Source organism: Rhodothermus profundi (genome assembly GCF_900142415.1).
In the GTDB taxonomy this organism is placed as follows: Bacteria; Bacteroidota; Rhodothermia; order Rhodothermales; family Rhodothermaceae; genus Rhodothermus; species Rhodothermus profundi.
The window spans coordinates 203662-229916 of record NZ_FRAU01000005.1; the positions used below are offsets into that span (position 1 = coordinate 203662).

A 26255-nucleotide genomic window follows, 5' to 3' on the forward strand; every position below is an offset into this window, starting at 1 on the left:
CTTTTCAGAATTACGAAAAATGAACGCACTTTTTCACGCCGTCCCGCTTATTTCCATCAACGCCTGTCCTACCTGCAGCAGGGTAGCCTCGTCGAAGTGGCGTCCCAGCAACTGGGCGCCTACCGGGAAGCCACTCGAATGCGTTCCGATCGGCACCACCAGCCCTGGAACGCCGGCCAGGTTAGCGGTTACGGTATAAATGTCATTCAGGTACATTTCGAGGGGATCATCCAGCTTACTGCCCAGCGGAAACGGGGGCGTTGGGGTAGCCGGGGTGAGCAGCACGTCGACCTGTTCGAAGGCCCGATCAAAGTCCTGGCGGATCAGTCGGCGCACGCGTTGCGCTTTGGCATAGTAGGCTTCGTAGTAGCCGGCCGACAGCACATAGGTCCCCAGCATGATGCGGCGTTTGACTTCCGTGCCAAAACCTTCGCTGCGCGACCGCACGTACAGTCGGTAGATGACCGAGTCGTCGCTGTCGCTTTCGGCCAGCTCCCGCCGAATCTGCTGCACATCGGCCCGGTATCCGTACCGGATACCGTCGTAGCGCGCCAGGTTACTGGAAGCCTCGGCCGTAGCCAAGATGTAGTAGGTCGCAATGCCGTATTCCGTGTGGGGCAGCGACACTTCTTCTACGATCGCGCCGGCTGCCTCAAGCTGGGCGGCCCGTTGCTCAATAAGCTGGCGAAATTCTGGATCAAGCCCCTCCGCAAAGTATTCACGCGGCAATCCAATGCGAAGTCCTTTAACAGGGCGTTGGAGTGCTGCCAGATAATCGGGGACTTCTACGGGCGCGCTCGTTGAATCCCAGCGATCCACGCCGGCGATCACCTGGAGAATGCGGGCGGCGTCTTCGACCGTATGCGTCATGGGGCCGATGGTATCGAACGACGACGCATAGGCCACCAGCCCGTAGCGACTGACGCGTCCATAGGTGGGCTTCAGTCCCACGATTCCGCAGAAGGCGGAGGGTTGGCGAATGGAACCGCCCGTATCGCTTCCAAGCGCGGCCTGGCACATTCGGGCTGCCACGGCCACCGCCGATCCGCCCGATGAGCCGCCCGGCACATAATCCGGATTAAGCGGATGGCGGGCCGGACCAAAGTAAGAGGTTTCGTTCGACGAGCCCATAGCGAACTCGTCGCAGTTGGTCTTGCCGATAAAAATAGCGCCGGCTGCCCGTAGGCGTTCGATAACCGTCGCGTCGTAAAGGGAAACGAAGTGTTCCAGCATGCGCGAGCCGCAGGTGACCCGCTGGTCTTTGATGCAGATGACATCCTTGACAGCCAGCACCAGGCCTCCGAGCGGCGGGAGTGGCTCGCCGCGGGCCAGGCGTTCGTCCAACGCCCGCGCCTGGGCCCGTGCGCTTTCTGCATCCACCGAGATGAACGCGTTCAGGCGCGCATTGTCGGCCGCAATGCGTTCCAAAAAAGACGAGACCAGCGCTTCACAACTGGTCTCGCCCTGCTCCAGCGCCCGACGGGCGTCGGCATAGGTCAGATATTCCATAGGAATCGTCGCTGCTCAATGCTGCGTGGGTTCCGAGGGCTGCGACGAACCGGCCGCCGGCTGCTGCGTCGGCGTCGCGGTGGTCCGTGCCGTCGGCGCTCCCTGCTGCGGCGCCCGAATCTGAGGGGTCTCTTCAACCTCTACAGAAATCTCGCGCGAAATTTCCCGGGTTGCTTCTTTAAACTCCCGGATTCCCCGGCCCAGGCCACGCGCAATTTCAGGAATACGCTTGGCCCCAAAAACCAGGAGCACTACCAGAAAAATCAACAGTAATTCGGGCGCTCCAATGTTCCCAAACATGGCTTCACCTCAACAGGCATCTGGTGACACATGGCACACGTCGGCATGCAGCCGGCCATTCATAAGTTAAGCGATTCAAGGCCACGCGTGCAGGAAAATCCCGCAAAAGCTGCATGCCTCCGACACGTGCGAAACGACTGCTTGAAATCGGGGTTCCGTCGGGCGAAACTCTGGCCGGACGTAGCCGTTTTTCTCTGGTAAAAAGCCCATCATGGAAGCCCCGACAACGCTTACGCGCGATACGATCCTGACCTGGCCGAAGGCTGAACTGCACTGTCATCTGGACGGCTCATTGCGCCTGACCACGCTTCTGGAGCTGGCGCGCCAGCAGGGCAAGCTCCGTCTGCTTCCGGCCGACAGTCTCGAAGGTCTCGAAGAGATTCTGCGGCAGGTGGACACGGCCGACTCGCTGGAAGCGTATCTGGCCTGGTTCCGCTACACGGTGCCGGTCATGCAAACGCGCCAGGCATTGCGCCGCATTGCCTATGAACTGGCCGAAGACGCCGCCCGCGAAAACGTTCGTTACCTGGAAGTGCGTTACGCACCTGTACTGCACGTCGAAGAGGGCCTGAAGCTTGAACAGGTCAACGATGCCGTGCTAGACGGTCTGCGGGCAGCGGAACGCGATTTTGGCATTCGCACCGGATTGATTCTTTGCGGCCTGCGCCATTTGCCCGAGAGCGTCTCGATGCGCACCGCCGAGCTGGCCGTAGCCTATCGCAAGCGCGGCGTGGTCGCTTTCGATCTGGCCGGCGGAGAAGCTGGTCATCCTCCCAAGCACCATTTGCATGCTTTTTATCTGGCCCGCAACCACCTGCTGAACCTGACCGTCCACGCCGGAGAATCCTGGGGCCCCGACTCTATCCATCAGGCGCTTTTCTACTGTGGAGCCCACCGCATTGGCCATGGCGTTACCTTAGAGCAGGACCCGGATCTGCTTCAGTACGTCATCGATCATCAAATTCCCCTGGAAATCTGTCCTACCAGCAACGTGCAGACCAAAGCCGTCGCCGACTATGCTTCGCATCCGCTCCGGCAATATGTTGCGCGCTCGGTACCGGTCACCATTAACACCGACAATCGTCTCTTTAGCCGCACCACCCTGACTGACGAACTCTGGCGCGTGCATCGCCATTGTGGACTGGACGTGCAGCAGCTCCGAACGGTCGTGCTCAACAGTTTTCGTCATGCGTTCCTGCACTGGGACGAAAAACAGGAACTGCTGCGCGATGTGGAAGCCAGGCTCAATCAGTTACTGGCTGGCCTTTCGCAACCTTCTCCAACTTCCTGAAACCAGCCTCTGTCCATGATTCGTCGCGTATTGCCAGCCCGAAGCCTGCTGGGCGTTGTTGAAGTGCCACCGGACAAATCCATTGCCCACCGGGCAGCCTTGCTGGCCGCGCTGTCCGAGGGCACGTCACGCCTGGTAAATTATTCACCGGCCGCCGACCCCCAGTCCACCCTCTCATGCCTGCGCCAGCTAGGCGTCTCCATAACAGAAGATGCCCATGGTATCCTGATCGTCGAAGGGCGGGGACTTGAAGGGCTACAACCGCCCGATCGCCCACTTGACTGCGGCAACTCGGGCACCACAATGCGCCTGCTGGCAGGCATCCTGGCCGGTCAGCCCTTTAACAGTACGCTGGTAGGCGACGCGTCGCTCAGTCGCCGCCCGATGGAACGCATCGCGGCACCGCTGCGCCAGATGGGAGCTGCTCTGACACTCACCGATGGCCATGCCCCGATCCATATCCGGGGCAACCGCCCGTTGCGCGGTATTACCTACCGGCTGCCCGTGCCATCGGCTCAGGTCAAATCGTGCGTGCTACTGGCCGGTCTCTTTGCTGAAGGCGAAACGACCGTCATCGAACCAGTTCCTTCTCGCGACCACACCGAGCGCATGCTGGGGCTGAGCGTTGTCGAAATGAATGGGGAGCGCTACCTGACAGTCCCGGAAGGCCTGCGCATTCCACCACGCACCTGGACCATCCCGCGCGACTTTTCAGCAGCCGCTTTCTTTCTGGTAGCCGGCACGATTGTACCCGACAGCGAAATTCGTCTGCCCGGCGTGGGGATCAATCCTTCCCGCGCAGCGCTCCTCGACGTGTTGCGGGCTATGGGCGCCGACATTACGGTCGAAAACGAACGCACATACGGAGGAGAACCCATTGCCGACCTGATCGTCCGCAGCAGCACACTACACGGCGTGCAGGTGGGCGGCGCGCTCATTCCCAACCTGATCGACGAAATTCCTGTGCTGGCAGTAGCAGCTGCCTGCGCTACCGGACGCACCGAAATTCGGGATGCTGCTGAACTGCGCGTCAAGGAAACCGACCGCATTGCGGCCATGGCGGCCAATCTGCAGGCCCTGGGCGCTCACGTCGAGGTGTTCGACGACGGCCTGGCTATCGAAGGAGGCCATCGCCTTCAGGGCGCGACCGTCCGCAGTTTTGACGATCACCGCATCGCGATGGCCATGGGCGTGGCAGGACTTGTGGCCGCCGGCGAAACCCTTATTGAAGGCGCCGACTGCGTCCGCATTTCATTTCCCGACTTCTGGGAAGTGCTCAACCACCTGGCCGGCCACCCGGTGCAGTCCTAGCCACCGCACGTGGTTTCGTCTTCTTCCTGTCCGGGAATCCACAGGTGACGGGACAGATCGACGCGACCGTCTTCGGTGAACGTGACTCCTTCGCTGCGCAGGCGCTCCTCCATCACAAAAGGCCCTTCGAAGTGCATGCGGCCGGTCAGTTCACCTCGACGGTTGACGACGCGATGGCAGGGCAAATCCGATCCCGCAGCAGCGTTGAGCGCCCAGCCAACCGTGCGAGCAGCGCTTCGCGTCCCCAGGTACTCAGCAATATGCCCATAGGTTGTTACCCGTCCCGGAGGTATCTGCGCTACCACCTCCCACACACGCTCAAAAAAGTCCTTGCGGCCTGCCTGTCGGTTTGCTTGCGCTGCTGACGAAACGCCCTGCCGCCCCTTCATGAGGTCGTAATCTCAAACCGAATGGTTCGGGCTACCTCCTGTCCTGAAACCAGATCCCGCACCCGCACCACCACTTCGACCGAGCGAACCCGTTTCCATTCCTGAAGATCCAGCACAATATACTCCCGTGCTGTTCGGCTCGTGCCTTCATACACCGTACGCGAGGTAGTCTGCACCGTTCGATCCCGTCGCAGCAGCCCACCATCTGTTCGCCGTCGCACTTCATAGGATACTTCGTAGCGCGTACGGTCGTTGGTCCCAAAGGTCAGATGGTAGATCTCGAAATAGAGGGCCAGCGGAACTTCTTGATTCAGGCGAGGGAACGGATAAGGAAGTCCTGGCAGGGTATCGCTCACCGATGGATCATACCACAGGGGCAATAGATCGCTCATTTCCAGCGTGGCCGGGTCGGAGTTGAGCGCGTGCAGCGAATCGAACCGAATCGAAGTGATCTTCAGCAGCGGTCCGGGACGCGGCGGCTGCGTGGTACGGTCCAGAGCAAACTGTGAAATCTGCAACACCAGGTGATAGAGCCCCGTGTCGCCGCGGGCTTCCAGTAAAACAGGATCAACGATTCCTTCCGCATACAAGTCCTCCTGCCATACTTGCTGTCGCCGCACATGCAGGGTGCGCGTTCGATAGGCCTCGTCGCGCTGAGCCAGGGTCGTGGTTACCAGAAAGTCGGCGCCCACCATACCCGTTTCCTTCAGGCGCTTCTGGGCCTGTTTGCCGGGCTGCAAGGCTTTGTTCGAGGCCGACCAGTACAGACGCGTCCGGGTTGTCCCGTCCGGATCAAGGAAGCGCGCCAGCCGAACAGAAACAGGCAGAGGCTCCACTTCTTCAAAGAGATTGCTGTAGACCCGGGGCACCTGCTCCTCCCGCCGCATAATGGCCTCTTCCTCTTCGAGCTTGCCTTCCTGAATCATCCGCAGCGCGAACTGATGGGGCTGCTCGTCCGCAAGGCCCAGGCCGGGATACCGCACGCCGCCCATAATCGGGACGCCCATCATCTCCGCCATATTGAGCCGGCGCTGGGTTTCGGGATCCAGTTCATCAGGCAGATCCGTAACCTGGGTGCGAAGGCGCACCCAGTTAGCCGTTTCCTCTGCCAGTTCCAGCTCATCGAGCCAGACAGCATACGTAGCCAGATCCTGATAGCGCAGGCCAAAGAGCGGGTGGTTTGTTGCGAGCTGCCCGTACAGTTCGGCCAGGATACGTATAGCCGCCCGTGCCTTTTCCTGTCCCCGCGTGGTTGCGCCGATGCCCGTAAGCAACCATGAAGGCAACAAGTCAAACGAGGTGCCCAGGCGATACGGCTGGTTGTCGCGGCTGACAAAGACGTACTGCGCATCCCCGTTAATGTGCCGATAAACCCAGAACTCGCCGCGGGGAAACTGGATTTCCATGAGCGTCGGCATGCGGGCAAAGACTTTGCGCCGGAGCCAGGGACTGCTGACTGAAAGCCGAACGCGCCGCCAGGGCGGCCCCAGCCGCACATAAATGCGTGCTCGATCATCGAATCCTTTGTCCGGGTCAACAAAGTGCGTTAGCGCATAGCCAACACGCTCCAGATGCTCCTCTAACCGTTCATTGCGACGGGTGGCAGGAAGCGGATCCTGACTGCGCCACCAGGCCAGCAGCAGGCTGCCCGCACCCGAAGCAGGCTGGCCGGTGAGCACGGCTGCCACAGCCGGACGGGCCCGCATAGCAGGAGGCAGAATCCAGGACAGTGCTGTCAGATGAGGCTCCAGGAGCTGATAGGTGGCGTCATCCAGCGGTTGATCCAGTAAAGCCAGCAGTTGCTGATAGACCTGGGCGCCCCGTGCGTACCGGGTTCGGTCTCGAGCTATAAAGACCCCCCGCATGTAAGCTTCCGCCATCCGCACATCCACCTGTCCATGGCGCGCCAGCAGATTCAAGCCTCGCTCCCATAATGCAAGAGCTGCCTGCGTGTCGCGCTGGATCCATCGGCTCTGGCCCAGCCAGTACAGGGCAGCTCCGTGTTGCGGCGATACGTAGCCTGAGTCGCGCTGCACCACCCGCTGAAGTATCACTTCGGCCTTTGCCGGGTGCTGGGGCAACAAAGCCACGCCCTGTTGCAACCACTGCTCTAGTGAATCGACCGCAGGATTAGCTGCGCTCAGCCATAGTCCCAGAAGGAGTCCCCACATGACAGTTTTTTCTTCAGATGCGCTGCCCTTCTGGGTTGCACGCTTAATGATTCCAAGAGTTCTAAAAAAGGGCCGCCCGGCTCTCTGTCCGAGCGGCCCCCTGTTCAGTCTGGTCGGGTATTGATCAGAGATTCGGGTTGGCGTTGCGTTCGTTCTGAGTGATCGGCAGGTACATCCACCGTCCTGGCGGCAGGTGCCACCGGTTAAAGCGCCGCTGATCGGGCAGCCGAGCCCCCTGCACAAACAGCTCCTTATCCCGCTCTTCCAGAATCAGGTCTTCATCTACGATGGTATCCACCGGCAACAGCGTAACGCCATGGCTCTGCCGCACCTCGTTGATCAGGGCCAGTGGATCCAGGCCACCAATGTCCTGGCCGCGCAGGGCGCCCAGTTCTGCCAGCATCAGGTGATTTTCCTGCCAGGTCATGAACGGAATGGGCGAGCTCTGATCAGGATATTTATCCTGGATGTAGTAAATCGTCTCGCCATCATTGCCCAGCTTAGTCCACAGCGGAATACGCGCTGCCTCGGAGGGATCGTCCTCCACATACTGGGCGAAACGCCAGTCCGGCACAAACTGCGTCCGCCCTCGGCCTCCCCCAAAGTAGAAGTCGTTCGGTGCTTCCACGCTGAACAGCGCCAGGAAGGGCGGATCGCCAGGCTGCATGCCGTTCAGGGCTGCCTGCGTGGCCGCCGCATAGTCTCCTTTATACAGGTGGACCCGGGCGATCACCGAGTTGACCACCCGCCGCAATTGCGCTTGCGTGAAGGTGACATTACCAATTTGCAGCTCCTGGGGTAGGTTCTGGAGCGCAGCGTTCAGCTTCTCCAGGGCCAGATCGTACATCTGATCAGAGGGGATGAATGGCCCCGCATCAATGACCCCACCTCCCTGATCCGGGTTTAGGCCAAAGTAGGTAGCATAGAAGTAGCGCGCCACGCCGCCATAGAAGTACCCGATAAAGCGTCCCAGCGTCGCCAGGTCGGCGGGGACATCGTCCATATTGTCAATGCGTTCGACCAGCTTGTCGGCCAGGAAGCGCAGTTCTCCGACGTCATTATAGACCCCATCGACCGAGTTGTTATCCAGCAGGATGTCCCCCTGATCAATTTCTCGGTACGAGGGGAACGTAGCACCTGGTACATTCTGGTCAAAAAAGAGTTCGTCAGAGAGCCCTCCACCTAGTAGAGCCAGTCCCCCGTAGGTATCCGCAAAACGGGCATGCACGCCGAGTACCAGGAAAGGAATCTGCTCGGGATCGTTCAGCCGTTCGTCCGGAATGGTATCAATCGGGGGATCCACATCTTCCACAAAGGTGTCGCAGCCAGCCAGTAATCCGACCAGTAGCAACAGGCTGCCGCTCACCCGCACAAGCAGTCGTTTCATGGTGCAATTCCACATGGTTGGTTTCACACAACAGGTTCTGGAAAGAAGGAGGGGTGAGGGACACCCCTCACCCCTGTCTGGTTATAGCGTTACGGTAATTGTGGCATAGACGACCCGCGGGATGGGCAGCGTCAGGAAATCCTGCCCGCGAATCAGTCCGCGGCCACCGGCAAAGTTCAGCTCTGGGTCCATGCCGCTGTATTTCGTGAACAGCGCGACATTCTGGGCCGAGATCGCCACGCTCAATCCGCGAATATGCCGGCCTAGCATTGACCGCCGAAGCAGGTCTGTGAAGTCATAGCGGAGACTAAGCTCCCGCAGGCGCAGGAAGTCTCCATCTTCGACAAAATTGCCATCATAGTTGCCGTCGAGGGCAGCGTGGCGTTCGGCGGCTTCACGATACTCCGGCGTTCCCGGCTGGAGCGGCTGGATACCCTTGGTGTACTCAAACCGGTCGGGGTCCAACAGCCCCAGCTTGGCCGCCAGAATATTCCGCTCTTTGTTGCCGCCGAAGCGGACCTGGAACAGCTTGGTCAGATTGAATACGTTCAATCCCAGTTGCCAGTCGGCCAGCGCATAGAAGGTGAAGTTCCGGAGGAAGCGGAAGCTGACCGAAAACGATCCGCTGTGCTCTGGATAGGGCGTACCCAGGTAGAAGCGTTTGGCCTCGCCATTTTCGTCCTTAATGACTTCTGAACCCAGGTACTCACCCGTATTGGGGTCAAAGACGGCCTTGGAGCGGTACGTGTAGAAGGCGGAGCGCGGCAGCCCCTCCTTGATCACGTTCACGTCGAAGGGATCAAAGATAGGCTGCGCACCGCCCAGGTCCTTCACCTCGTTCCGGCTCCAGTTCCAGATGAGGGTGAAGTCCAGGCTGTAGTTACGCGTGCGCCAGACGTTAGCTGTCAGGGCAGATTCAATTCCCCATCCCTGCGACTCTCCCACGTTGAAGGGCACCGCCGAAGCAATCAGCCCGGTGGATGGTGGATTCCGGAAATCAATGATTGAATTGGTGGCCCATTGCCGATAGTAGGTGAACTCGATACCGATACGGTTGTACAGTTCGGCATCAAAGCCCACCTCCAGTTCCCGCACGCGCTCGGGCTCAATCTCCGGATTCCCGATCTGGTCGGGCGTTGCTCCGGCGCCGTAGCCGGAAGGTTCAGCGCCAAACAGCAGGGCAAAGCCATCCAGGGGACCGGGCAGCACGCCGGTTTCTCCGTAGGCAATACGTGGTTTCAGGAGCGTAAAGAAGTCTGGCGTGAAGTCAAACTGATCCAGCCGAAGCGCCATGCTGGCCTTCGGATAGAAGATGCTGGGGGCCTTCCGCCCCACCGCACTGGCATAGTCCCGCCGCAGCCCCAGCGAGACAAACAGCCGGTTGGCATAGGCGAATTCCTGCTGCACATAGATTCCCGCCTCCCGGCTGTGGGCAAAGCCTTCATCGCCGTTGATGAAGTCGGATCCTGCCCCGATGTTGGAGATGAGTTCGCTTACGAAGTTTTCTTTCTGCATGAAGAAGGTGCGCAGGATCCGGTTAAAGGCCTGCCCACCGACGATGGTTGTTGCTTCCAGCTCGGGCAGAATGTTGTAGCTGTAGCGGGCGTTGAAGTCGTACGTGTACTGCTGGTTGCGGCGAATAAAGATGGAACGACGGCCATTGGTTGTGACATCAATGCCCCGCGGCAACGTCCGATCTTCCCGGAAGTCCGACCCCTGGTAGCCGATGGAGGCTCGCACTTCCAGGTTTTCAATCGGGGTATAGGTTACTTCCACCGATCCCAGAAATTCGGTAATCCGTGAGCGGTCTGTAACGTCTACCAGATCGGTGCTGTCTTCAAAGAGGAAGGGCCGGGTAGCCAGCAACGTATTCCCCAGGAAGCCCAGAATGTTGTTGTCGTTCTGGGGCAGGTCCATTTCGTTATAGGTGTAGCCTGCACTGGCCCGGACCGTGATCTTATCGTTCGGGAAAGCATCGAAGTTAGCCTGGAAGGTCTGCCGGTCCATGGCATTGTTTCGGATGTGCCCTTCTTCCTTGCGGCGGTCATACGAAGTGTAGTAGCGCACGTTAGCCGTGCCGCCGCTGATCGAGATGGTATGCTGGCTGATGACCCCGTCGCGGAAGAAGCCATTTGCCACATCAGGGGTCGGTGAGGTGTCCAGCGTATACTTCTTGAGCTGCTGGTTGGCCCCGACGACGCGTTTGTACTGCACGCGGAAGTCTCCGGTCCGTCCGCGCTTGGTCCGGATCAGGATGACACCATTAGCCCCACTGGTTCCGTACAGCGCAGCGCCTGCCGGGCCTTTCAGCACCTCGATGCTTTCAATATCCTCTGGATTCAGATTGGCCAGCATGGAAAATTCCTGCCCTCCTGTGAAAAAGCCAGCGATCTCGGCATTGTCGATGCGGACGCCATCTACATAGATCACCGGCTGGCCGTTACCGTTTAGCGCTGCGTCAGCCCGCACAATGAACCGCAGCCCTCCTCCAACATTACCGGTTGCCTGCTTGGCCGTCACGCCTGCGATCTTGCCATTGACGAGCGCCGTGATGTCCTGATAGGCATTTTGCTGGAGCAGCTCTTCCGTATTGATGCGCGAGACGGCTACCTCGGCGCGGGCTTTGGACGTGCGGGAAGCAATTCCGGTTACTACCACTTCTTCCAGACCGGTATAGTCGGGATCCAGCGCCAGATTTAGCTCCTGCGCGCCACTGCGAATTTCCACCGACTGCTCCAGCGTCCGATAGCCCACATAAGAAACCCGGAGCGTATAGGTACCCTCCGGGATATCCACGATTTCGTAGTTCCCATCGATGTCCGAGGCGGCCCCCCGCCGGAGCTCTACCAGCAGAATGTTAGCTCCGGGCAATGGCTCGCCGGTCTCGGCATCGGTAACGCGTCCTCTTAGAATGCCCTGCGCCTGTGCCAAGAGGGGCACCAGCAGCAGGATACTCCCGAGGATCCAGGCTCTCACTCTGGGTTCCATGGCTGGCATGTTTAATTTGGTAAATTCATTTATGAAACGAATATAATTGTTCTAACAATTGAACACAATTCCATAGACACAAAAGCTGCTCAATGGTACAAAGTGCTTTTTAAACAGTCATGTAAGCCCTTTCAACAGGAAGCGCTTCCAATTTTGAACCAATCGCCTGCTTCCTCGGTATAGGACGGCGAATCCCAAACGCCCCCTGCTGTGAAACCGGCCTCCCGCTACACGGCTCTACAACACCGGCTGGGCCACCGCGTGCAACAACACGTCCTCCTGGCCCCCTACACAACGTTCAAAATCGGGGGACCCGCCGATCTGTTTTTTGAGGCGCGCACGCGCGACGAACTGGCCCAGGCCGTGCAGGCTGCCCGTGAGCTCGACATTCCCTATTTCGTGCTGGGCCTGGGCGCTAATATCCTCGTCGGTGACCGGGGCTTTCGGGGACTGGTCATCCGCAACGTCGCACGCGCCCACCGCCTGCTTCCCGGCCATCGCCTCTGGGCCGAAAGCGGCGCTATCGTCTATCCTGACCTCATTGAAGCCGCCGTCAATGCCGGCCTCTCGGGTCTCGAACACTACGTGGGCATTCCTTCTACCGTGGGCGGCGCACTCTGGCAAAACCTGCACTTCCTCTCTCCCCCTCCCGCCCGCGAACGCACCGTCTTCATCGAAGAAGTGCTGGCCGAAGCCGAAATCCTGACCGCCGACGGAAAGCGCCAAACAGTCGGGCCCGACTATTTCCACTTCGGCTACGACTACTCCATCCTGCACGAACGCGACGACATCGTGCTGGCCGCTACCTTCCAACTCAAGCCAGGCGACCCGCAACGCATGCGCGAAATCATGGCCGCTAACCTCGCCTGGCGACGCGAGCGCCATCCCCCGCTGGAAACCGAACCCAGCGCCGGATCCATTTTCAAAAAAATCGATGGAATCGGCGCCGGCCGCCTCATCGACCAGTGCGGCCTGAAAGGAACCCGCATTGGCGACGCCGAAGTATCACCCCGCCACGCAAACATCATCGTCAACCGCGGCCGCGCCACAGCCGCGCAGGTGCGCGCGCTCATCGCCTACGTGCAACAGGTCGTGGAAGCCCGAACCGGCTACCGCCTCGAACCGGAAATTCGTTTTATTGGAGAATTCGAGCCCCTTTCCGAAAACAACCGACTGCTTCCTCAAAATGCCGCACCCCACCATCCAGACCGTTGACCTGGCCTACCGAAGCTACGGCACGGAAGGCCCCCCGCTGCTCATCTTACACGGCCTGCTGGGCAGCAGCGGCAACTGGCACACCCTGGCCCGCAACGCCTTTAGCCCACACTTTCGGGTCTTCGCCCTGGACCTGCGAGGCCATGGCCGCTCACCCCACGCTCATCCCATCGATTACCCTACCATGGCCGCCGACGTGCAGGCGTTCATGGACCGGCATCACCTCGAATCAGCGCATGTGCTGGGCCACTCCATGGGGGGAAAAGTAGCGATGGAACTGGCACTGAGCGCCCCGGAACGCGTCCGGCGGCTTGTGGTCGTTGACATCGCACCGCGTTCCTACCCGGCCCGTCATCGCACCATTCTGGACGCGCTGCAGGCCATCGATCCCGCCCGTTACGCCAACCGGCAGGCCATTGATCAGGCGCTGGCCACATACGTCCCAGAGGCTCCGATCCGTCAGTTTCTTTTGAAAAACCTGCTGTATAATCCAGCCACCCGACGATACACCTGGCAGGTGGATCTGGACGGACTGGTGCGCTACTACGACCGCATTAACGCAGCTATCACCGACGGCCGTCAGTTTACCGGACCGGTCCTTTTTGTCCGAGGCGCCCGCTCTGATTACCTCACCGAAGCCGACTGGCCGACCATCCGTCAGCTTTTTCCAGACGCCTGCCTGGCTACCATCCCGGAAGCCGGTCACTGGGTGCACGCCGATGCTCCTGAAGCCTTCGCCCACCTCGTTCTGGCGTTCCTGCAGGAAAAAAGCGGATGCGTCTCTTCCAGCAAATCGTAAATGGAAAAGAGGCCGGTCTGTCCCCACCTGTGATCCAGTCCCTGTGCTGCTACCAACAGCCACCTCCTGCTGCACAGACAGAGAAGGCGCCCGGAGGCGCCTTCTCTTTAAGAGCGAAGCAAACCTGCCTTCTCAGCAGCTTCGCGCAAAATGCGCTGCTGCTCCCGGGAAAGATGCCGGGGAATTTCGAGTTGCACCTCAACGTAGAGATCTCCCTTGTGCGTCTCCGTCTCTACGCCATGTCCACGAATGCGCAGCCGCTCGCCTGGCTGCGTTCCGGGAGGGATGCGCAACTTGATCCGGCGGCCGTAGGCGTCCATCAGCTCCCGCGTGGTGCCCAGCATCGCTTCCAGGGGGTTAATCGTAACCGTCGTGTAGAGATCATCCCCTTCTCGCCGGAAGCGCGGATGCGGCTCGACTTCAAAAATAATGTACACGTTTCCCTGCGGCACGCCGGCAATCGTCGGCCCTCCATCCTTCAGGCGAATCTTGAAACCAGAGCGGACGCCTTTGGGCACGTTAATCCGTACTTTCTGGCCATCGGGCAGCGTAATGTCGGTCTTGCCCCCTCGTAAGGCCTGCTCAAACGGCAACCGCACGCGGACTTCAACGTCGCGCGGCCGACGCATCCGGCTGAACGGATCCTGCCGCGTGCCGGTCCGCCCAAACCCTCCAAAGAAGCGGCTGAACAGATCTCCCAGGCTGCCAAATCCAAATTCTTCGTCCAGCAGATCTTCCAGGTTGCCACTCGTCTCGAAGTGGATGTACGTTCCCTCCGGCGTCCGATAAAACCGGCTGCCGTTACCCGAACCGAAAGCCCCAAACGGATGCTTCCGCATCATATCGTACTGCCGGCGTTTCTCAGGATCCGACAGCACGCTGTAAGCCTCCTGAATTTCTTTAAAGCGTTCCTCAGCGTTCGGCTTGTCCGGGTTTCGATCCGGGTGCCACTCGCGCGCCAGCTTTCGGTACGCCTTTTTGATTTCTTCGTCCGTAGCGTCTTCCGAAACGCCCAGAATTTCGTAATAGTCCTTCACAGCCTGCGCCATGGTTCCTTACTCCACACAACCCCGTACTGTCGATTTTTCAGCAGACGCGCCGGTTAAAAGAAGCAACGCGCCTGTCTTTGCAGGCTGCACAGATCGTGCCCGACGGCATGCTGTGCAAAAATGACGCACGTCTGTGCGGCCCTCCCATCTCCATCGCTATGGCATGGTATCGACGCGAGCAGTCCGGTAGTGTTTCTTATCGCACGCTCATGCCCGTCAATTAATGTTTTTCGCAGCGTTCCGCGGAAAGCCAGCGCGCCGCCTGTCCATCGTTCCCCCACTGCCCTGCCGGCAGCAAGTCGCCAGGCCGCAGCGTATAAGTGCCTGACCGGAACGTTACTGGAAAAAGCACGCGACACCGGTCCACAACGGCTAACTTTCCCCAACTGCCACATAACCAACACCGATGAAGCCGGGCACGCTTGTTGAGTATCTGGAAGGAGACCGACCACAATTCGCGCTGGTACTGGAATCGCGCGACGGCGCCGTGCAGGCGCTAACGCCCACAGGCCGCCGCATCCGATTGCCGGCACGCCGCATTGCCATTTGCCACGAACGCACCACAACGGCAGAAACGCTGGCCGAGATCGCGCGCACACTGGAAACCCGGATTGAAACCCTTCAGGCAGAAATTGACCTGGCGCTGCTCTGGGAAACTGCCCGTGAAGAAGGAGACGCCTTTGACCTGAAAGCACTGGCCCACCTCTATTTTGGAGAAAGTGGCCCACTGGAGCAGGCAGCCCTGCTGCGGGCCCTGCTGGCCGACACGCTCTACTTCGGCCGCCGGGGCCTGACGTTCACGCCCCGCACTCCCGAGCAGGTTGAAGCGCTCCAGACCGCCGAACGCCGGCGCCGCGAACGTGAAGCCGAACGCCAGGCGCTCCAGACGCAGCTCGAACAACTGCTTGACGCTGAAGCCGACGAACTGTCTGAGGTGCCCACGTCCCTGCTGGACGCCCTGGAAGCCTATCTGCGCCAGAAACAACGTTCCGATGCTACGCAGGTACTGGCCGAAGTAGCCCGCAGCCGGGGCATGACCACCCGTGAAGCAGCCCTGAATATTTTGCTGCGCACGGGACGCCTCGACGCCTCGGTTGATACGTTCGCCCTGCTGGCCGGCATCGAACCCACCTTCCCGCCTGAAGTGCAGGCTGCGGCCGAAGCCCTGGTACCGTTTGCCTCCGACTCCGACCGCACCGACTTCACCCATTTACCTGCTTTCCATATCGACGATGCAACCACCCGTGAAATTGATGACGCATTTACGGTGGAGTCCCTGCCGGACGGCGGCTGGCGCATTGGTATTCATCTGGCCGATGTCCCGCACTTCGTAGCGCCAGACGATGCGCTCGACCAGGAAGCCCGGCGCCGGGGGCTCACCCGCTACCTTCCCACCGGGGCCATTCCCATGTTTCCCGAACGCCTGAGCCACGAGCTGGCCAGTCTTTGCCCCGATACCGTTCGTCCCACCCTGAGCGTCGTGGTCACCACAGACGCGACCGGACAGATTCAAGAGGTGCAGCTCACGCAGGGCCAGATCCGTGTGGGGTGCAGCTTCACCTATGAAGAAGCCGATGCCGTCATCGCCGGTCGACGCTCCCATGAGCTGGCCGAAGCCCTGCAGGTGCTGGCGCGCCTGGGCCAGAAGCTCACCGAAACGCGCCTGGCTCGGGGTGCCCTGCTGATCCGCAGACCCGAGCTCAAGGTGCAGGTGGAGGGCAGTACGATTACCCTGAAAGTGATTGATCCCGACACGCCCGCACGGCGCATGGTCAGCGAATGGATGATCCTGGCCAACGCTGAAGCAGCCCGGTGGGCCGCAGAGCACGAACTTCCCATGATTTACCGCGTGCAGGACCCACCCGATGATCCCACGCTACAGGGACAGAAGCTGGACTACGATCCCGTACGGCTTGCCACCCAGTTGCGCAGCCTGCGGCGCACGCGTCTTTCCACGCATCCGCAACCTCACGCTGGACTGGGCCTGGAGGCCTACGTGCAGATCACTTCCCCCATTCGGCGCTATGCCGACCTGGCCTTGCAGCGTCAGATTGTGGCTGCTCTGGCCCACAGGCCCCTTCCTTATGACACCACCAGACTCTTCGAGGTGCTGGCTACCGCCGAAGCGGCCGAGCGCGAAGCCCGCGCCCTGGAACGACAGGCCACGCGCTACTGGGCGCTGGTGTGGCTCAGCCAGCAGGCGGCGCAGTCCTTCGAAGCCATCGTGATCGCTCGCCGCCCGGCCGGCTATCTTGTTGAGCTGCAACCGTATGGCCTGCGGGGCTTGCTGGCCACGGCTGATGCGCTGGTGCCTGGCGAGCAGGTTACTGTCCGCCCGGAAGCCATTGATCCCCGTCGCGGTCGCCTCCGTCTGCAACGCGCCTGAGGGGGCGGTCAGCGCTGCTCATCCTTCCACATCTTCCATCCCACAACCGCCTCAAACGCAGCTCCGAGACGCAGTAACGGTTCGGGCCAGCGCAACAGCCAGTCCAGCGCCGGTTTATACCAGTGGGGCATCCACCGACGCTGCCACCGCAAAAAACCACGCCCCCAGACCACTGTCATCAGACCATCGGCCAGCAAAAGCAGGGCAATAGCTCGGCGCACCCACGACATACTTCCATCCTGGTTGATTCTTGCCTTCGTTCCGAAAAAAACAAAGAGCTGCCCAAATAAGCTCTTTGGCAAAAACAGCCACCCTGGTGTCCTCCGGGCCCGTCCGCTTCCTCGTCCAGAAAGCGCTGCCTGTGGACCTGGCCGCAGGCACCAGAAAGCCGTATCGATTCGCCGCCACCTTTTCTGGAGCCGGCGCCCTGTCCAAACCGGGCACCGTCCCCCGCGGGACAGATCAGAAAAACGCTTCGGCCAGGCGCATGCCCTGCGTTTCCAGCCACGCGGTCAGGCAACGGATGGCTTCGCGCGTCCCGCGCGTCGAAAGCGGCAATCCGAACGGAAGCACCCGAACCAGCACCTGTCCATCTTTTGGACGCGCCTCGACCAGCACTTCCTGGGTCAGGTCTTCTTCCTCAATGCGAACCAGAAACAGCAAACCCGCGCCGTCGAGCGACCGGTAGGCTTCCAGCACAATCACATGACCGCCCTCAAAAGCATGCACCAGCTTTTCAAAGCGCGTCAGCTCGGGCAGCGAACCTTCCAGCAGAGCGTGATGCATACCGTCGTAGCGCTTGATGCAAGGAGGAAACGAATCCGCAGCTTCTGCCTGTTTCGTGAAGATCGCATGGTAAATGGATTTCTGCTGCGCCTGCCACTTTCGCGCATATTTGGTCTGCAGCGTCTCTGGCGGTGGCTTGGTTACTTCGATCCGGAAGAGCCCGGTTTTTTCGGCTTCCTCCAGCGCGAAGGAAAAATACGGCGCATCGTCGGTAGTCAGCCGGAGCGCTCCGCCGTCAGATAGCCGCGTGGCAAGCAGCATGAAAAACGATGCCTGCAGCAGGCGTCGGTCCTGATGTCGCTTTTTCGGCCAGGGATCTGGGAAGTTTACGTAAACCAGGGAGAGACTCCGAGGCGGCAGCACATTGCGCACCAGAAAACGGGCCTGTCCCAGGTAAAGCCGCACGTTGGTCAGGCCGGCCCGACGCACCCGTCCAAATGCCCGGCGCATGGATCCTGGAGAGATCTCCACGCCCAGCACGTTCCAGTCCGGATGGCGCGCCGCCCAATCTGTGAGAAAGCCCCCATCGCCAAAGCCAATTTCCAGCATAAGCGGGGCCTCCCGCCCGAAGAGCTGGGCAGGCGGCGTTGGGAAGGTGAACTGTCCGGTACGCAAGATCATGGACGGCCCTCCGTTCAACCCTCTGTCTGATGGATCGGTTTATCTGGCGCGTACGTTATAGCCTCAGGTCATGGGGAGTTTCCCCCGAAGCTGTTTTTTGCAGGGATTGAACCCGAAGCGTATGCCTATGCCGGGAAAACCACGTATCCTCTGGGCCGACGACGAGATCGAACTGCTCCGGCCGCATATTCTGTTTCTAGAAACGAAAGGCTACGAAGTCACCAGCGTCACGAACGGAGCCGACGCGGTCGAGCAGGTGCGCCGCCAGCACTTTGATGTGGTGCTCCTTGATGAGCAAATGCCGGGCATGGGCGGCCTGGAGACGCTCTCAGCCATCAAGGCCATCGCCCCCGAACTGCCGGTCGTGCTGGTTACAAAAAGCGAGGAAGAACAGCTCATGGAAGAGGCGCTGGGGCGTCAGATCAGTGACTATCTGACCAAACCCGTCAATCCAAGCCAGATCCTGCTCACCTGTAAACGGTTGCTGGAGCAGCCGCGCATCCGGAGTGAAAAAGTCTCTCAGGAGTACCTGCAGGCTTTTGCGCGCATTGCTGCCGCCCTGCAGGAGCCGCTGTCCCCCAATGAGTGGGTGGACCTGTACCGCGAACTGACCCGCTTTGATCTGGAACTCGAAGGCGACGAGGGCGCCCGGCAGATTCTGGAAGATCAGTTCCGTGAGGCCAATCGGGTCTTCGGCCGCTACGTAGAAGAGGTATACCCTGACTGGCTGGCTTCCGGATCTGAAGTGAAGCGTCCTGTTCTGTCCCACGAAGTGCTCCCGCGCTTTGTGCTCCCGGCGCTTGACGAAAAACGGCCGGTTCTGCTGTTCGTGATCGATTGCATGCGATTCGATCAATGGCTGGAATTTGAGCGGCTACTGGCCCCTTTGTTCGATCTGGAGCTGACGTTCTATTACGCCCTGTTGCCCACAGCCACACCGTACGCTCGGAATGCGATCTTCAGCGGCCTGCTCCCCCGCGACCTGGCCCGGCGGTATCCGGAGGCATGGTCTGAAGCCGAAGACAGCGAAAGCAGCCGCAATCGTAACGAAGAGCTCTTTCTGAAAGACTTTTTTGAACGCCGCCGTCTTCGCGCCCGCATCCGCTACGAAAAGCTCATCGGTGCAGCCGACGGCCGCGCCTTCGCCCGCCAGGTAAACGACTTTTTACAGCACGATCTGAGCGCCATCGTGGTGAACTTTGTCGATATTCTGGCCCATAGCCGCTCCGACTCGGACGTGCTCAAGGAAATCGCTCCGGACGAACGCGCCTACCGGGCGCTGACGCGCACCTGGTTCGAACATTCCTGGCTTTACCAGGCCTTTCAGGAACTGGCCCGCCAGCGATGCACGATTCTGCTAACTACCGATCATGGCGCCATCCGCTGCCTGCATCCCACCAGGGTGCTGGGCGACCGAGAGACTTCGACGGCACTTCGGTTCAAATTTGGCCGGAATCTCCGCGGTGACGAACGCCACGCCATTTTCGTGCGCGATCCGCTGCCCTTTGGCCTGCCCCGAAGCAGCGTAACCACCACCTACCTGCTGGCCAAGGAGGACTATTACTTCGTCTATCCTACCAACTATCACCACTACGTGAACCTGTACCGCGACACGTTCCAGCATGGCGGGGTGTCGCTGCAGGAAATGATCGTGCCGTTCATCACCATGCATCCTAAAGCGCTATGAGCGCTGCCCTTCTGTCGGATCTGCTGCCCTGCGAAACAAGCAGCCCCGAGGCTACGCACGCGCTGGGCCAACGACTGGCCGAGCGCCTGCAACCCGGTGACGTGGTAGCGCTCTACGGCGACCTGGGAACAGGCAAAACGCAACTGGTCAAGGGCATAGCCGCCGGCCTGGGTATTTCGGACGAAGCGGTCAGCAGTCCGACGTTTACCCTCGTGCATGTGTACCCGGGAGGCCGTCTGCCCCTGTATCATTTCGACGCCTATCGGCTGCGTCGTCTGGAAGAGTTCTTTGATCTGGGCTACGAAGAATACTTCTTCGGCGACGGCATCAGCGTAGTGGAGTGGGCTGACCGCGTTGAACCGCTGCTACCACCACACGCGCTGCGCCTGCGCCTCGAACATCTGGGAGGCGACCGCCGCCGCATTACCTGGCTGACCTCTTCTTCGGACTCCACCCGTCCGTAAGGCTAATTCTTCCAGAAAAATTTTTCTATTCGTACCTTAAGCAGCAAGCCGTCAACCAACCTGATAGGATCGACAACAATGCGTCTGTCTCTGTGCTGCATACTGATCGGACTCCTTCCTCTGGCCTGCCAGACAGCCGACCCGATTCGGACAGCCCACGAAGCAATCACACCCGAGCTGCTGGCCGAGCACATCCAGGTACTGGCCTCCGATGCATTTCTGGGCCGCGCCCCGGCCTCACCAGGCGAAGAGAAGACCGTAACCTACCTGGTCGAGCAATTCCAGACGCTGGGCCTCCGCCCCGGGAACGGCGATCGCTATACCCAGGAAGTTCCACTGAGTGAAATAACAGCCGATCCGTCCTCAGCGCAAATGGAAGTGCGCGGACGCCGAGGACGGCTGCAGTTTCGCTACGGAGATGAAGCCATGTTCTGGACCAAACGGCTGGTATCGGACGTGTCGGTCACCGGCAGCGACATGGTGTTTGTGGGGTATGGAATCGTCGCGCCCGAGTACGGGTGGAACGACTATGCCGGGGTGGACGTGCGCGGCAAGACCGTCGTCATGCTGGTAAACGATCCCGGCTATGCCACCGGCGATTCGACGCTGTTCACCGGCCGGGCCATGACGTACTACGGTCGCTGGACCTACAAATTTGAAGAGGCAGCGCGGCAGGGCGCCGCCGCAGCGCTCATCATTCACGAGACCGGTCCGGCTGGCTACCCGTGGGCCGTAGTAGAGGGCTCCTGGTCTGGTCCGCAGTTTACGCTGGTCAATGCACAGCAGAACCGGGACCGGTGTGCCATTGAGGGGTGGCTGACTTATGAGGCAGCGCAACGTCTGTTTGAGCTGGCCGGGCAAGACCTAACGCAGCTCAAAGCAGCGGCCGCCCGACCGGGCTTTCAAGCAGTGCCACTGAACCTTCGCTTTTCGGCGTCGCTCCGCAACACCATCCGAGAGGTGCGCTCGCAAAACGTGCTGGCCCTGCTGCCGGGCCGGGAGCGTCCCGACGAAGTGGTGATCTACACAGCGCACTGGGATCATCTGGGCGTCGATCCGTCGCTGCCCGGCGACAGCATCTACAACGGCGCCCTCGACAATGCCACCGGCACAGCAGGCCTGCTGGCGCTGGCCCGGGCTTTCACGGCGCTCCCGGAGCCCCCTGCCCGCTCCGTGCTGTTTCTGGCCGTTACGGCCGAAGAACAGGGCCTGCTGGGCTCGGCCTATTACGCTACGCATCCGGTCTTTCCCCCCGAAAAGACCGTAGCCGTGCTGAACATGGACGGCCTGAACGTGCTGGGCCCCATGCGCGACGTAACGGTGATCGGCTACGGCCTGTCGGAGCTGGACGATTATGCCGCAGCCGCTGCGGAGGCGCAGGGTCGCTACCTGCGACCTGATCCGGAACCGGAAAAGGGCTACTATTACCGCTCGGACCACTTCAGCTTTGCCCGCGTGGGCATCCCGGCCCTGTACCTGGACGCCGGCATCGACCACGTCACGCACGGCTCGGAGTGGACGCTGGCCCGACGCGCTGAGTACGTCGAGCGCCATTATCACAAGCCTTCCGATGAATATGATCCGGCCTGGGACTTACGTGGAGCGGTTGAGGACCTGCGCCTGTTCTTCGACATCGGCTATCGGCTGGCCAACGGCACCGACTTTCCCAACTGGCGCGAAGGCACGCCCTTCCGCGCTCTCCGCGACCGGCAACGCGCCCAGGCCACTGCTCCGCCAACCACCCCTTAAGGGAATTCATTCAGGCATTTGCCTGGCGTGTAAAATCTACAGGGCACTGCTGATCGCACTCCTTGCCCTCAAAAGTCAGCCTAGCGCCGCTGTCTGCTTAGCCCGAGGTGGTCGTTGCACCAGGGGAGGGTAGGATCTTTCTTTTCATATGCTCCGCTTCTGTGGCATAGCATTTGAAACGCCCCCTTAGAGGGCGCGTTAGAGCGGCACTGTTACCTGAACTTTCTGAGCGCGATTCCCATGCTCGACACCCACCCGCTTACCCGCCTGCTGCAGCAGCGCATTTTGCTGCTCGACGGTGCCATGGGCACCATGATCCAGCGCCACCGGCTCTCCGAAGAAGATTTTCGGGGAACGCGCTTTGCCGACCATCCGCAGCCCCTTCAGGGCAACAACGACCTGCTCGTCCTGACCCAGCCCGAGCTGATCCGCGAGATCCACCGCGCCTACCTCGAAGCCGGCGCCGACCTGATCGAAACGAATACGTTCAACGCCAACGCCATCTCCCAGGCCGACTACGGCCTGGAGCACCTGGTCTACGAGCTGAACCGGACCGCTGCCCGGCTGGCCCGCGAAGCCGCCGACGAATACACGCGCCGCACCCCGGAGCGTCCCCGCTTCGTAGCCGGCGCCATCGGCCCCACCAATAAAACGCTCTCCATCTCGCCCGACGTCAACAACCCCGGCTACCGGGCCGTCACGTTCGACGAAATGGTCGCGACTTACCGGGAACAGGTGCGCGGCCTGCTCGACGGCGGTGTCGATGTGCTCCTGGTCGAAACCGTCTTTGACACGCTCAACTGCAAGGCGGCCCTGTTTGCCATCCAGGAAGAATTTCGGACGCGCGGCCGGGCCGTGCCCGTCATGGTCTCGGGCACCATCGTAGACCAGAGCGGCCGCACGCTCTCCGGGCAGACGCCCGAAGCGTTCTGGATCTCCATCTCCCACATGCCGCACCTGCTATCGGTCGGCCTCAACTGCGCACTCGGCTCCGGCCAGATGCGGCCCTTTATCGAAGCACTGGCCCGGGCGGCCACGGTCTTTACCAGCCTTTACCCGAACGCCGGCCTGCCTGATGAGCTGGGCCAGTACCGCGAAACGCCCGACTACATGGCCCGCCAGCTCGCCGATTACGCCCGCGAGGGCTGGCTCAACCTGGCCGGTGGCTGCTGCGGCACCACGCCTGAACATATTCGCGCCATTGCGGAAGCGCTCGAAGGCCTTCCGCCCCGCCGGATTCCCGAGGTACCTCGAACGCTGCGCCTCGCCGGGCTGGAACCGCTCGTCTTCCGAGCGGACCTGAACTTCGTCAACATTGGCGAACGCACAAACGTTACCGGCTCGCGCCGCTTTGCCCGCCTGATCCGGGAAGGACGCTACGAAGAAGCGCTCGACGTAGCCCGCGAGCAGGTCGCTGGCGGGGCGCAGATGATCGATGTGAACATGGACGAAGGCCTGCTCGACGGCGTTCAGGCCATGACCACCTTCCTGAACCTGATCGCCGCCGAGCCAGAAATTGCCCGCGTGCCTATCGTGATCGACTCCTCCAAGTGGGAGGTGATCGAAGCAGGCCTGAAGTGCCTCCAGGGCAAAGGCGTGGTCAACTCGCTCTCGCTCAAAGACGGCGAAGAAGCCTTTAAGGAACGCGCCCGCCGCGTGCGCCAGTACGGCGCAGCCGTTATCGTGATGGCCTTCGACGAACAGGGCCAGGCCGACACGCTGGAACGCCGCATTGAAATCTGCCGCCGCGCCTACCGCATCCTGACCGAAGAAGTAGGCTTCCCCCCTGAAGATATCATTTTCGACCCCAACATCTACGCTGTCGCGACCGGCATTCCAGAACACAACCGCTACGCGCTGGACTTTCTGGAAGCAACCCGCTGGATCAAAGCCAACCTGCCCTACGCCCGGGTCTCGGGCGGCATCTCGAACCTGTCCTTTTCCTTTCGAGGCAATGAGCCCGTCCGCCAGGCCATGCATACGGTGTTTCTCTACCACGCCATTCAGGCGGGCCTGGACATGGGCATCGTCAACCCTGGCCAGCTAGGCATCTACGAAGAAATCGACCCCGAGCTGCGCGCGCGCATTGAAGACGTCCTCTTCGACCGTCGGCCCGACGCAACCGAACGGCTCATTGCGCTGGCCCAGACGCTTAGCGGTGCTACTTCCGAAACTGCTAACTCCGAAACGCTCGCCTGGCGGCAGGCGCCCGTAGAAGAACGGCTGCGCCACGCGCTCGTCAAAGGCATCACCGAATTCATCGAAGCAGACGTCGAAGAAGCCCGTCAGCAGTACGGCTCGCCCCTGGCGGTCATTGAAGGACCGCTCATGGACGGCATGAACGTAGTGGGCGATCTGTTCGGCGCCGGCAAGATGTTTCTGCCGCAGGTGGTCAAAAGCGCCCGCGTGATGAAAAAGGCGGTGGCCTACCTGGTGCCCTTCCTGGAAGCCGAAAAAAAGCGGCTCGGCGACACGCGTCCTAAAGCCCGCATCCTGCTGGCCACGGTCAAAGGCGACGTGCACGACATTGGCAAGAACATCGTCGGCGTTGTGCTGCAGTGCAATGGGTTCGAAGTGATCGACCTGGGCGTGATGGTGCCCGCCGAACGCATTCTCGAAGAAGCCCGTCGCCACCAGGTAGACCTGATCGGTCTGAGCGGCCTGATCACGCCAAGCCTCGACGAAATGGTGCACGTTGCCCGCGAGCTGGAACGCGCCGGCTTCGACACGCCCCTGCTGATCGGGGGCGCCACCACCTCAAAACTGCACACGGCGCTGAAAATCGATCCCTGCTACCATGCCCCTGTGGTGCACGTGCTGGACGCCTCGCGGGCCGTTCCTGTAGCCAGTGCGCTGGTGGACCCGAACCGGCGCGATGCGTTTGTGCAAGACATTCGCCAGGAATATGAAGCGATCCGTCGGCGGCACGGTCGCCGCTCGGAGGAGCGTCTGCTGACCCTGGAAGAAGCCCGGGCCAATCGCTTCACCTGCGACTGGTCGGCTGTACCCATTACGCGGCCGAACCGTCCGGGCCTGACTGTTTTTCGCAATTATCCCCTGGCCGAAATCCGGCGCTATATCGACTGGACTCCCTTCTTTCAGGCCTGGGAGCTGCGGGGTAAGTACCCGCGCATTCTGGAGGATCCAGAAAAAGGTCCGGAAGCCCGCCGTCTGTTTGCCGATGCCAACCGCCTGCTGGATGAAATTATCGAACAGGGGTGGTTGCAGGCGCATGGCGTGGTTGGCCTGTTTCCCGCCAACAGTAAAGGGGACGATGTTCTGGTTTTCGCGGACGAATCACGGCGCGTCGTGCAGGCCGTGCTACATTTTCTGCGCCAGCAGACGCCCAAGCGGGTGGGCCAGCCCAATCGTTCCCTGGCCGACTATGTGGCGCCGGTCGATAGCGGTCGCGCCGACTACATCGGGGCCTTTGCGGTAACGGCAGGTCATGGATTGGACGAGCTGGTTGCCCGTTTCGAGCAAGCGCACGACGACTATCAGGCCATTCTGGCCAAGGCGCTGGCCGACCGCCTGGCTGAGGCCTTTGCCGAGTTGCTGCACGAGCGGGTTCGTCGTGAGCTGTGGGGGTACGCGCCCGACGAACAGCTCACCAACGAAGACCTGATCGCCGAACGCTACCGGGGCATTCGGCCCGCTCCAGGCTATCCAGCCTGTCCGGATCATACGGAAAAATGGACACTCTGGAAGCTATTGCAGGTTGAGCAGCATACAGGCATCCAGCTTACCGAGCACCTGGCCATGCACCCGGCTGCCTCTGTGTGTGGTTACTATCTAGCGCATCCTGAAGCGTCTTATTTCAACGTAGGGCATCTGGGCATGGACCAGATCGAAGATTACGCTCGCCGCAAAGGCATGACCGTCGAAGAAGTGGAACGCTGGCTGGCGCCACGTCTGGCCTACGATCCAAGCGCTCGGGCCAATGCCGCATAGGCGCCTCGGCAGCCTGCGCCCGACCTTTTTGCCCTGGGTCCCTACCATCCAGCAATCCTCTTTTGCGTTTAGAGAGGCGTGTTGGTTTGCTATGCCGATCAGCCGCGCACTGCCTTTCTTCAGCCCCCTACGGGGAGCATTTTTCGAGTTGGCCTGAAGTTGACGGTTTTAGGCGGTAATGTCCGGGCTATTTCGACCGCGG

18 protein-coding genes are annotated in these 26255 nt (G+C 60.7%); 9 read left to right on the top strand and 9 right to left on the bottom strand.

The window, feature by feature from the left end:
• Window positions 1-33: 33 nt before the first annotated feature.
• Complete coding sequence (gatA, locus tag BUA15_RS08865) at window positions 34-1509, bottom strand: Asp-tRNA(Asn)/Glu-tRNA(Gln) amidotransferase subunit GatA (RefSeq protein WP_072715621.1); 1476 nt, start codon at window positions 1507-1509, stop codon at window positions 34-36.
• A 15-nt stretch (window positions 1510-1524) separates the two neighbouring features.
• A complete protein-coding gene (gene tatA / locus BUA15_RS08870; protein WP_072715622.1) occupies window positions 1525-1809 on the bottom strand; it encodes a twin-arginine translocase TatA/TatE family subunit in 285 nt (94 codons plus the stop codon).
• A 211-nt stretch (window positions 1810-2020) separates the two neighbouring features.
• Here tatA and add point away from each other — a divergent pair, with 211 nt between their 5' ends.
• Together add and aroA are read left to right on the top strand one after the other, a co-directional pair.
• Complete coding sequence (add, locus tag BUA15_RS08875) at window positions 2021-3100, top strand: adenosine deaminase (protein ID WP_072715623.1); 1080 nt, start codon at window positions 2021-2023, stop codon at window positions 3098-3100.
• 15 nt (window positions 3101-3115) lie between these two features.
• On the top strand, window positions 3116-4411 hold the full coding sequence (aroA, locus tag BUA15_RS08880) for a 3-phosphoshikimate 1-carboxyvinyltransferase (protein ID WP_072715624.1): 1296 nt from the start codon (window positions 3116-3118) through the stop codon (window positions 4409-4411).
• On the opposite strand, the gene BUA15_RS08885 is transcribed toward aroA, so the two are convergent.
• The 4 genes from BUA15_RS08885 to BUA15_RS08900 all read right to left on the bottom strand — a co-directional run bounded on the left by BUA15_RS08885 (window position 4408) and on the right by BUA15_RS08900 (window position 11346).
• Complete coding sequence (locus BUA15_RS08885) at window positions 4408-4800, bottom strand: MGMT family protein (RefSeq protein ID WP_084660560.1); 393 nt, start codon at window positions 4798-4800, stop codon at window positions 4408-4410. The genes aroA and BUA15_RS08885 overlap by 4 nt on opposite strands.
• Window positions 4797-6971 (bottom strand): GWxTD domain-containing protein, encoded by a 2175-nt coding sequence (locus tag BUA15_RS08890; RefSeq protein WP_072715625.1) that lies wholly within the window; start codon window positions 6969-6971, stop codon window positions 4797-4799. The genes BUA15_RS08885 and BUA15_RS08890 overlap by 4 nt, the downstream gene beginning before the upstream one ends.
• Window positions 6972-7095: 124 nt before the next feature.
• Window positions 7096-8358 carry a RagB/SusD family nutrient uptake outer membrane protein gene (locus tag BUA15_RS08895; RefSeq protein WP_072715626.1) on the bottom strand — a complete coding sequence of 421 codons (1263 nt, stop codon included), beginning with the start codon at window positions 8356-8358 and terminating at the stop codon, window positions 7096-7098.
• A gap of 81 nt (window positions 8359-8439) precedes the next feature.
• On the bottom strand, window positions 8440-11346 hold the full coding sequence (locus tag BUA15_RS08900; protein WP_178139401.1) for a TonB-dependent receptor domain-containing protein: 2907 nt from the start codon (window positions 11344-11346) through the stop codon (window positions 8440-8442).
• Between the two features lie 210 nt (window positions 11347-11556).
• Between BUA15_RS08900 and murB the strand changes: the two genes are divergently transcribed.
• Window positions 11557-12561 (top strand): UDP-N-acetylmuramate dehydrogenase, encoded by a 1005-nt coding sequence (murB, locus tag BUA15_RS08905; RefSeq protein ID WP_084660561.1) that lies wholly within the window; start codon window positions 11557-11559, stop codon window positions 12559-12561.
• On the top strand, window positions 12533-13360 hold the full coding sequence (locus BUA15_RS08910) for an alpha/beta fold hydrolase (protein WP_072715628.1): 828 nt from the start codon (window positions 12533-12535) through the stop codon (window positions 13358-13360). Before murB ends, BUA15_RS08910 begins: the two co-directional genes overlap by 29 nt.
• Before the next feature lie 107 nt (window positions 13361-13467).
• Here BUA15_RS08910 and BUA15_RS08915 read toward each other — a convergent pair whose 3' ends face one another.
• Window positions 13468-14409, bottom strand: a complete 942-nt coding sequence (locus BUA15_RS08915; RefSeq protein WP_072715629.1) for a DnaJ C-terminal domain-containing protein — start codon at window positions 14407-14409, stop codon at window positions 13468-13470.
• A gap of 406 nt (window positions 14410-14815) precedes the next feature.
• On the opposite strand from BUA15_RS08915, the gene BUA15_RS08920 reads away from it, so the two are divergent.
• Window positions 14816-16795, top strand: a complete 1980-nt coding sequence (locus BUA15_RS08920) for an RNB domain-containing ribonuclease (protein WP_072715630.1) — start codon at window positions 14816-14818, stop codon at window positions 16793-16795.
• A gap of 8 nt (window positions 16796-16803) precedes the next feature.
• On the opposite strand, the gene BUA15_RS08925 is transcribed toward BUA15_RS08920, so the two are convergent.
• Together BUA15_RS08925 and trmB are read right to left on the bottom strand one after the other, a co-directional pair.
• Window positions 16804-17025, bottom strand: coding sequence for a hypothetical protein (locus BUA15_RS08925; protein ID WP_072715631.1), 222 nt, complete (start codon window positions 17023-17025; stop codon window positions 16804-16806).
• 232 nt (window positions 17026-17257) lie between these two features.
• The gene (gene trmB, locus BUA15_RS08930; protein ID WP_072715632.1) at window positions 17258-18202 is read right to left on the bottom strand and encodes a tRNA (guanosine(46)-N7)-methyltransferase TrmB; all 945 of its coding nucleotides are present in this window, start codon (window positions 18200-18202) and stop codon (window positions 17258-17260) included.
• 127 nt (window positions 18203-18329) lie between these two features.
• On the opposite strand from trmB, the gene porX reads away from it, so the two are divergent.
• From porX to metH, 4 genes are all read left to right on the top strand, one after another.
• Window positions 18330-19889 carry a T9SS response regulator signal transducer PorX gene (gene porX / locus BUA15_RS08935; RefSeq protein WP_245771990.1) on the top strand — a complete coding sequence of 520 codons (1560 nt, stop codon included), beginning with the start codon at window positions 18330-18332 and terminating at the stop codon, window positions 19887-19889.
• Window positions 19886-20353, top strand: a complete 468-nt coding sequence (gene tsaE / locus BUA15_RS08940; RefSeq protein WP_072715634.1) for a tRNA (adenosine(37)-N6)-threonylcarbamoyltransferase complex ATPase subunit type 1 TsaE — start codon at window positions 19886-19888, stop codon at window positions 20351-20353. Before porX ends, tsaE begins: the two co-directional genes overlap by 4 nt.
• A 78-nt stretch (window positions 20354-20431) precedes the next feature.
• Window positions 20432-22102 (top strand): M28 family metallopeptidase, encoded by a 1671-nt coding sequence (locus BUA15_RS08945; RefSeq protein WP_072715635.1) that lies wholly within the window; start codon window positions 20432-20434, stop codon window positions 22100-22102.
• A 240-nt stretch (window positions 22103-22342) separates the two neighbouring features.
• Window positions 22343-26053, top strand: a complete 3711-nt coding sequence (gene metH, locus BUA15_RS08950) for a methionine synthase (protein ID WP_072715636.1) — start codon at window positions 22343-22345, stop codon at window positions 26051-26053.
• The last annotated feature ends 202 nt before the right edge of the window (window positions 26054-26255 follow it).

Excerpts from the sequence above, each read along its gene's own strand:
- BUA15_RS08920 (WP_072715630.1), top strand. The coding sequence starts at position 14,816 with ATGAAGCCGGGCACGCTTGTTGAGTATCTGGAAGGAGACCGACCACAA.
- trmB (WP_072715632.1), bottom strand. The coding sequence starts at position 18,202 with ATGATCTTGCGTACCGGACAGTTCACCTTCCCAACGCCGCCTGCCCAG.
- gatA (WP_072715621.1), bottom strand. The coding sequence starts at position 1,509 with ATGGAATATCTGACCTATGCCGACGCCCGTCGGGCGCTGGAGCAGGGC.
- BUA15_RS08915 (WP_072715629.1), bottom strand. The coding sequence starts at position 14,409 with ATGGCGCAGGCTGTGAAGGACTATTACGAAATTCTGGGCGTTTCGGAA.
- metH (WP_072715636.1), top strand. The coding sequence starts at position 22,343 with ATGCTCGACACCCACCCGCTTACCCGCCTGCTGCAGCAGCGCATTTTG.
- tatA (WP_072715622.1), bottom strand. The coding sequence starts at position 1,809 with ATGTTTGGGAACATTGGAGCGCCCGAATTACTGTTGATTTTTCTGGTA.
- tsaE (WP_072715634.1), top strand. The coding sequence starts at position 19,886 with ATGAGCGCTGCCCTTCTGTCGGATCTGCTGCCCTGCGAAACAAGCAGC.
- add (WP_072715623.1), top strand. The coding sequence starts at position 2,021 with ATGGAAGCCCCGACAACGCTTACGCGCGATACGATCCTGACCTGGCCG.
- BUA15_RS08900 (WP_178139401.1), bottom strand. The coding sequence starts at position 11,346 with ATGGAACCCAGAGTGAGAGCCTGGATCCTCGGGAGTATCCTGCTGCTG.
- BUA15_RS08945 (WP_072715635.1), top strand. The coding sequence starts at position 20,432 with ATGCGTCTGTCTCTGTGCTGCATACTGATCGGACTCCTTCCTCTGGCC.
- BUA15_RS08910 (WP_072715628.1), top strand. The coding sequence starts at position 12,533 with ATGCCGCACCCCACCATCCAGACCGTTGACCTGGCCTACCGAAGCTAC.
- BUA15_RS08895 (WP_072715626.1), bottom strand. The coding sequence starts at position 8,358 with ATGAAACGACTGCTTGTGCGGGTGAGCGGCAGCCTGTTGCTACTGGTC.
- aroA (WP_072715624.1), top strand. The coding sequence starts at position 3,116 with ATGATTCGTCGCGTATTGCCAGCCCGAAGCCTGCTGGGCGTTGTTGAA.
- porX (WP_245771990.1), top strand. The coding sequence starts at position 18,330 with ATGCCGGGAAAACCACGTATCCTCTGGGCCGACGACGAGATCGAACTG.
- BUA15_RS08885 (WP_084660560.1), bottom strand. The coding sequence starts at position 4,800 with ATGAAGGGGCGGCAGGGCGTTTCGTCAGCAGCGCAAGCAAACCGACAG.
- BUA15_RS08890 (WP_072715625.1), bottom strand. The coding sequence starts at position 6,971 with ATGTGGGGACTCCTTCTGGGACTATGGCTGAGCGCAGCTAATCCTGCG.
- BUA15_RS08925 (WP_072715631.1), bottom strand. The coding sequence starts at position 17,025 with ATGTCGTGGGTGCGCCGAGCTATTGCCCTGCTTTTGCTGGCCGATGGT.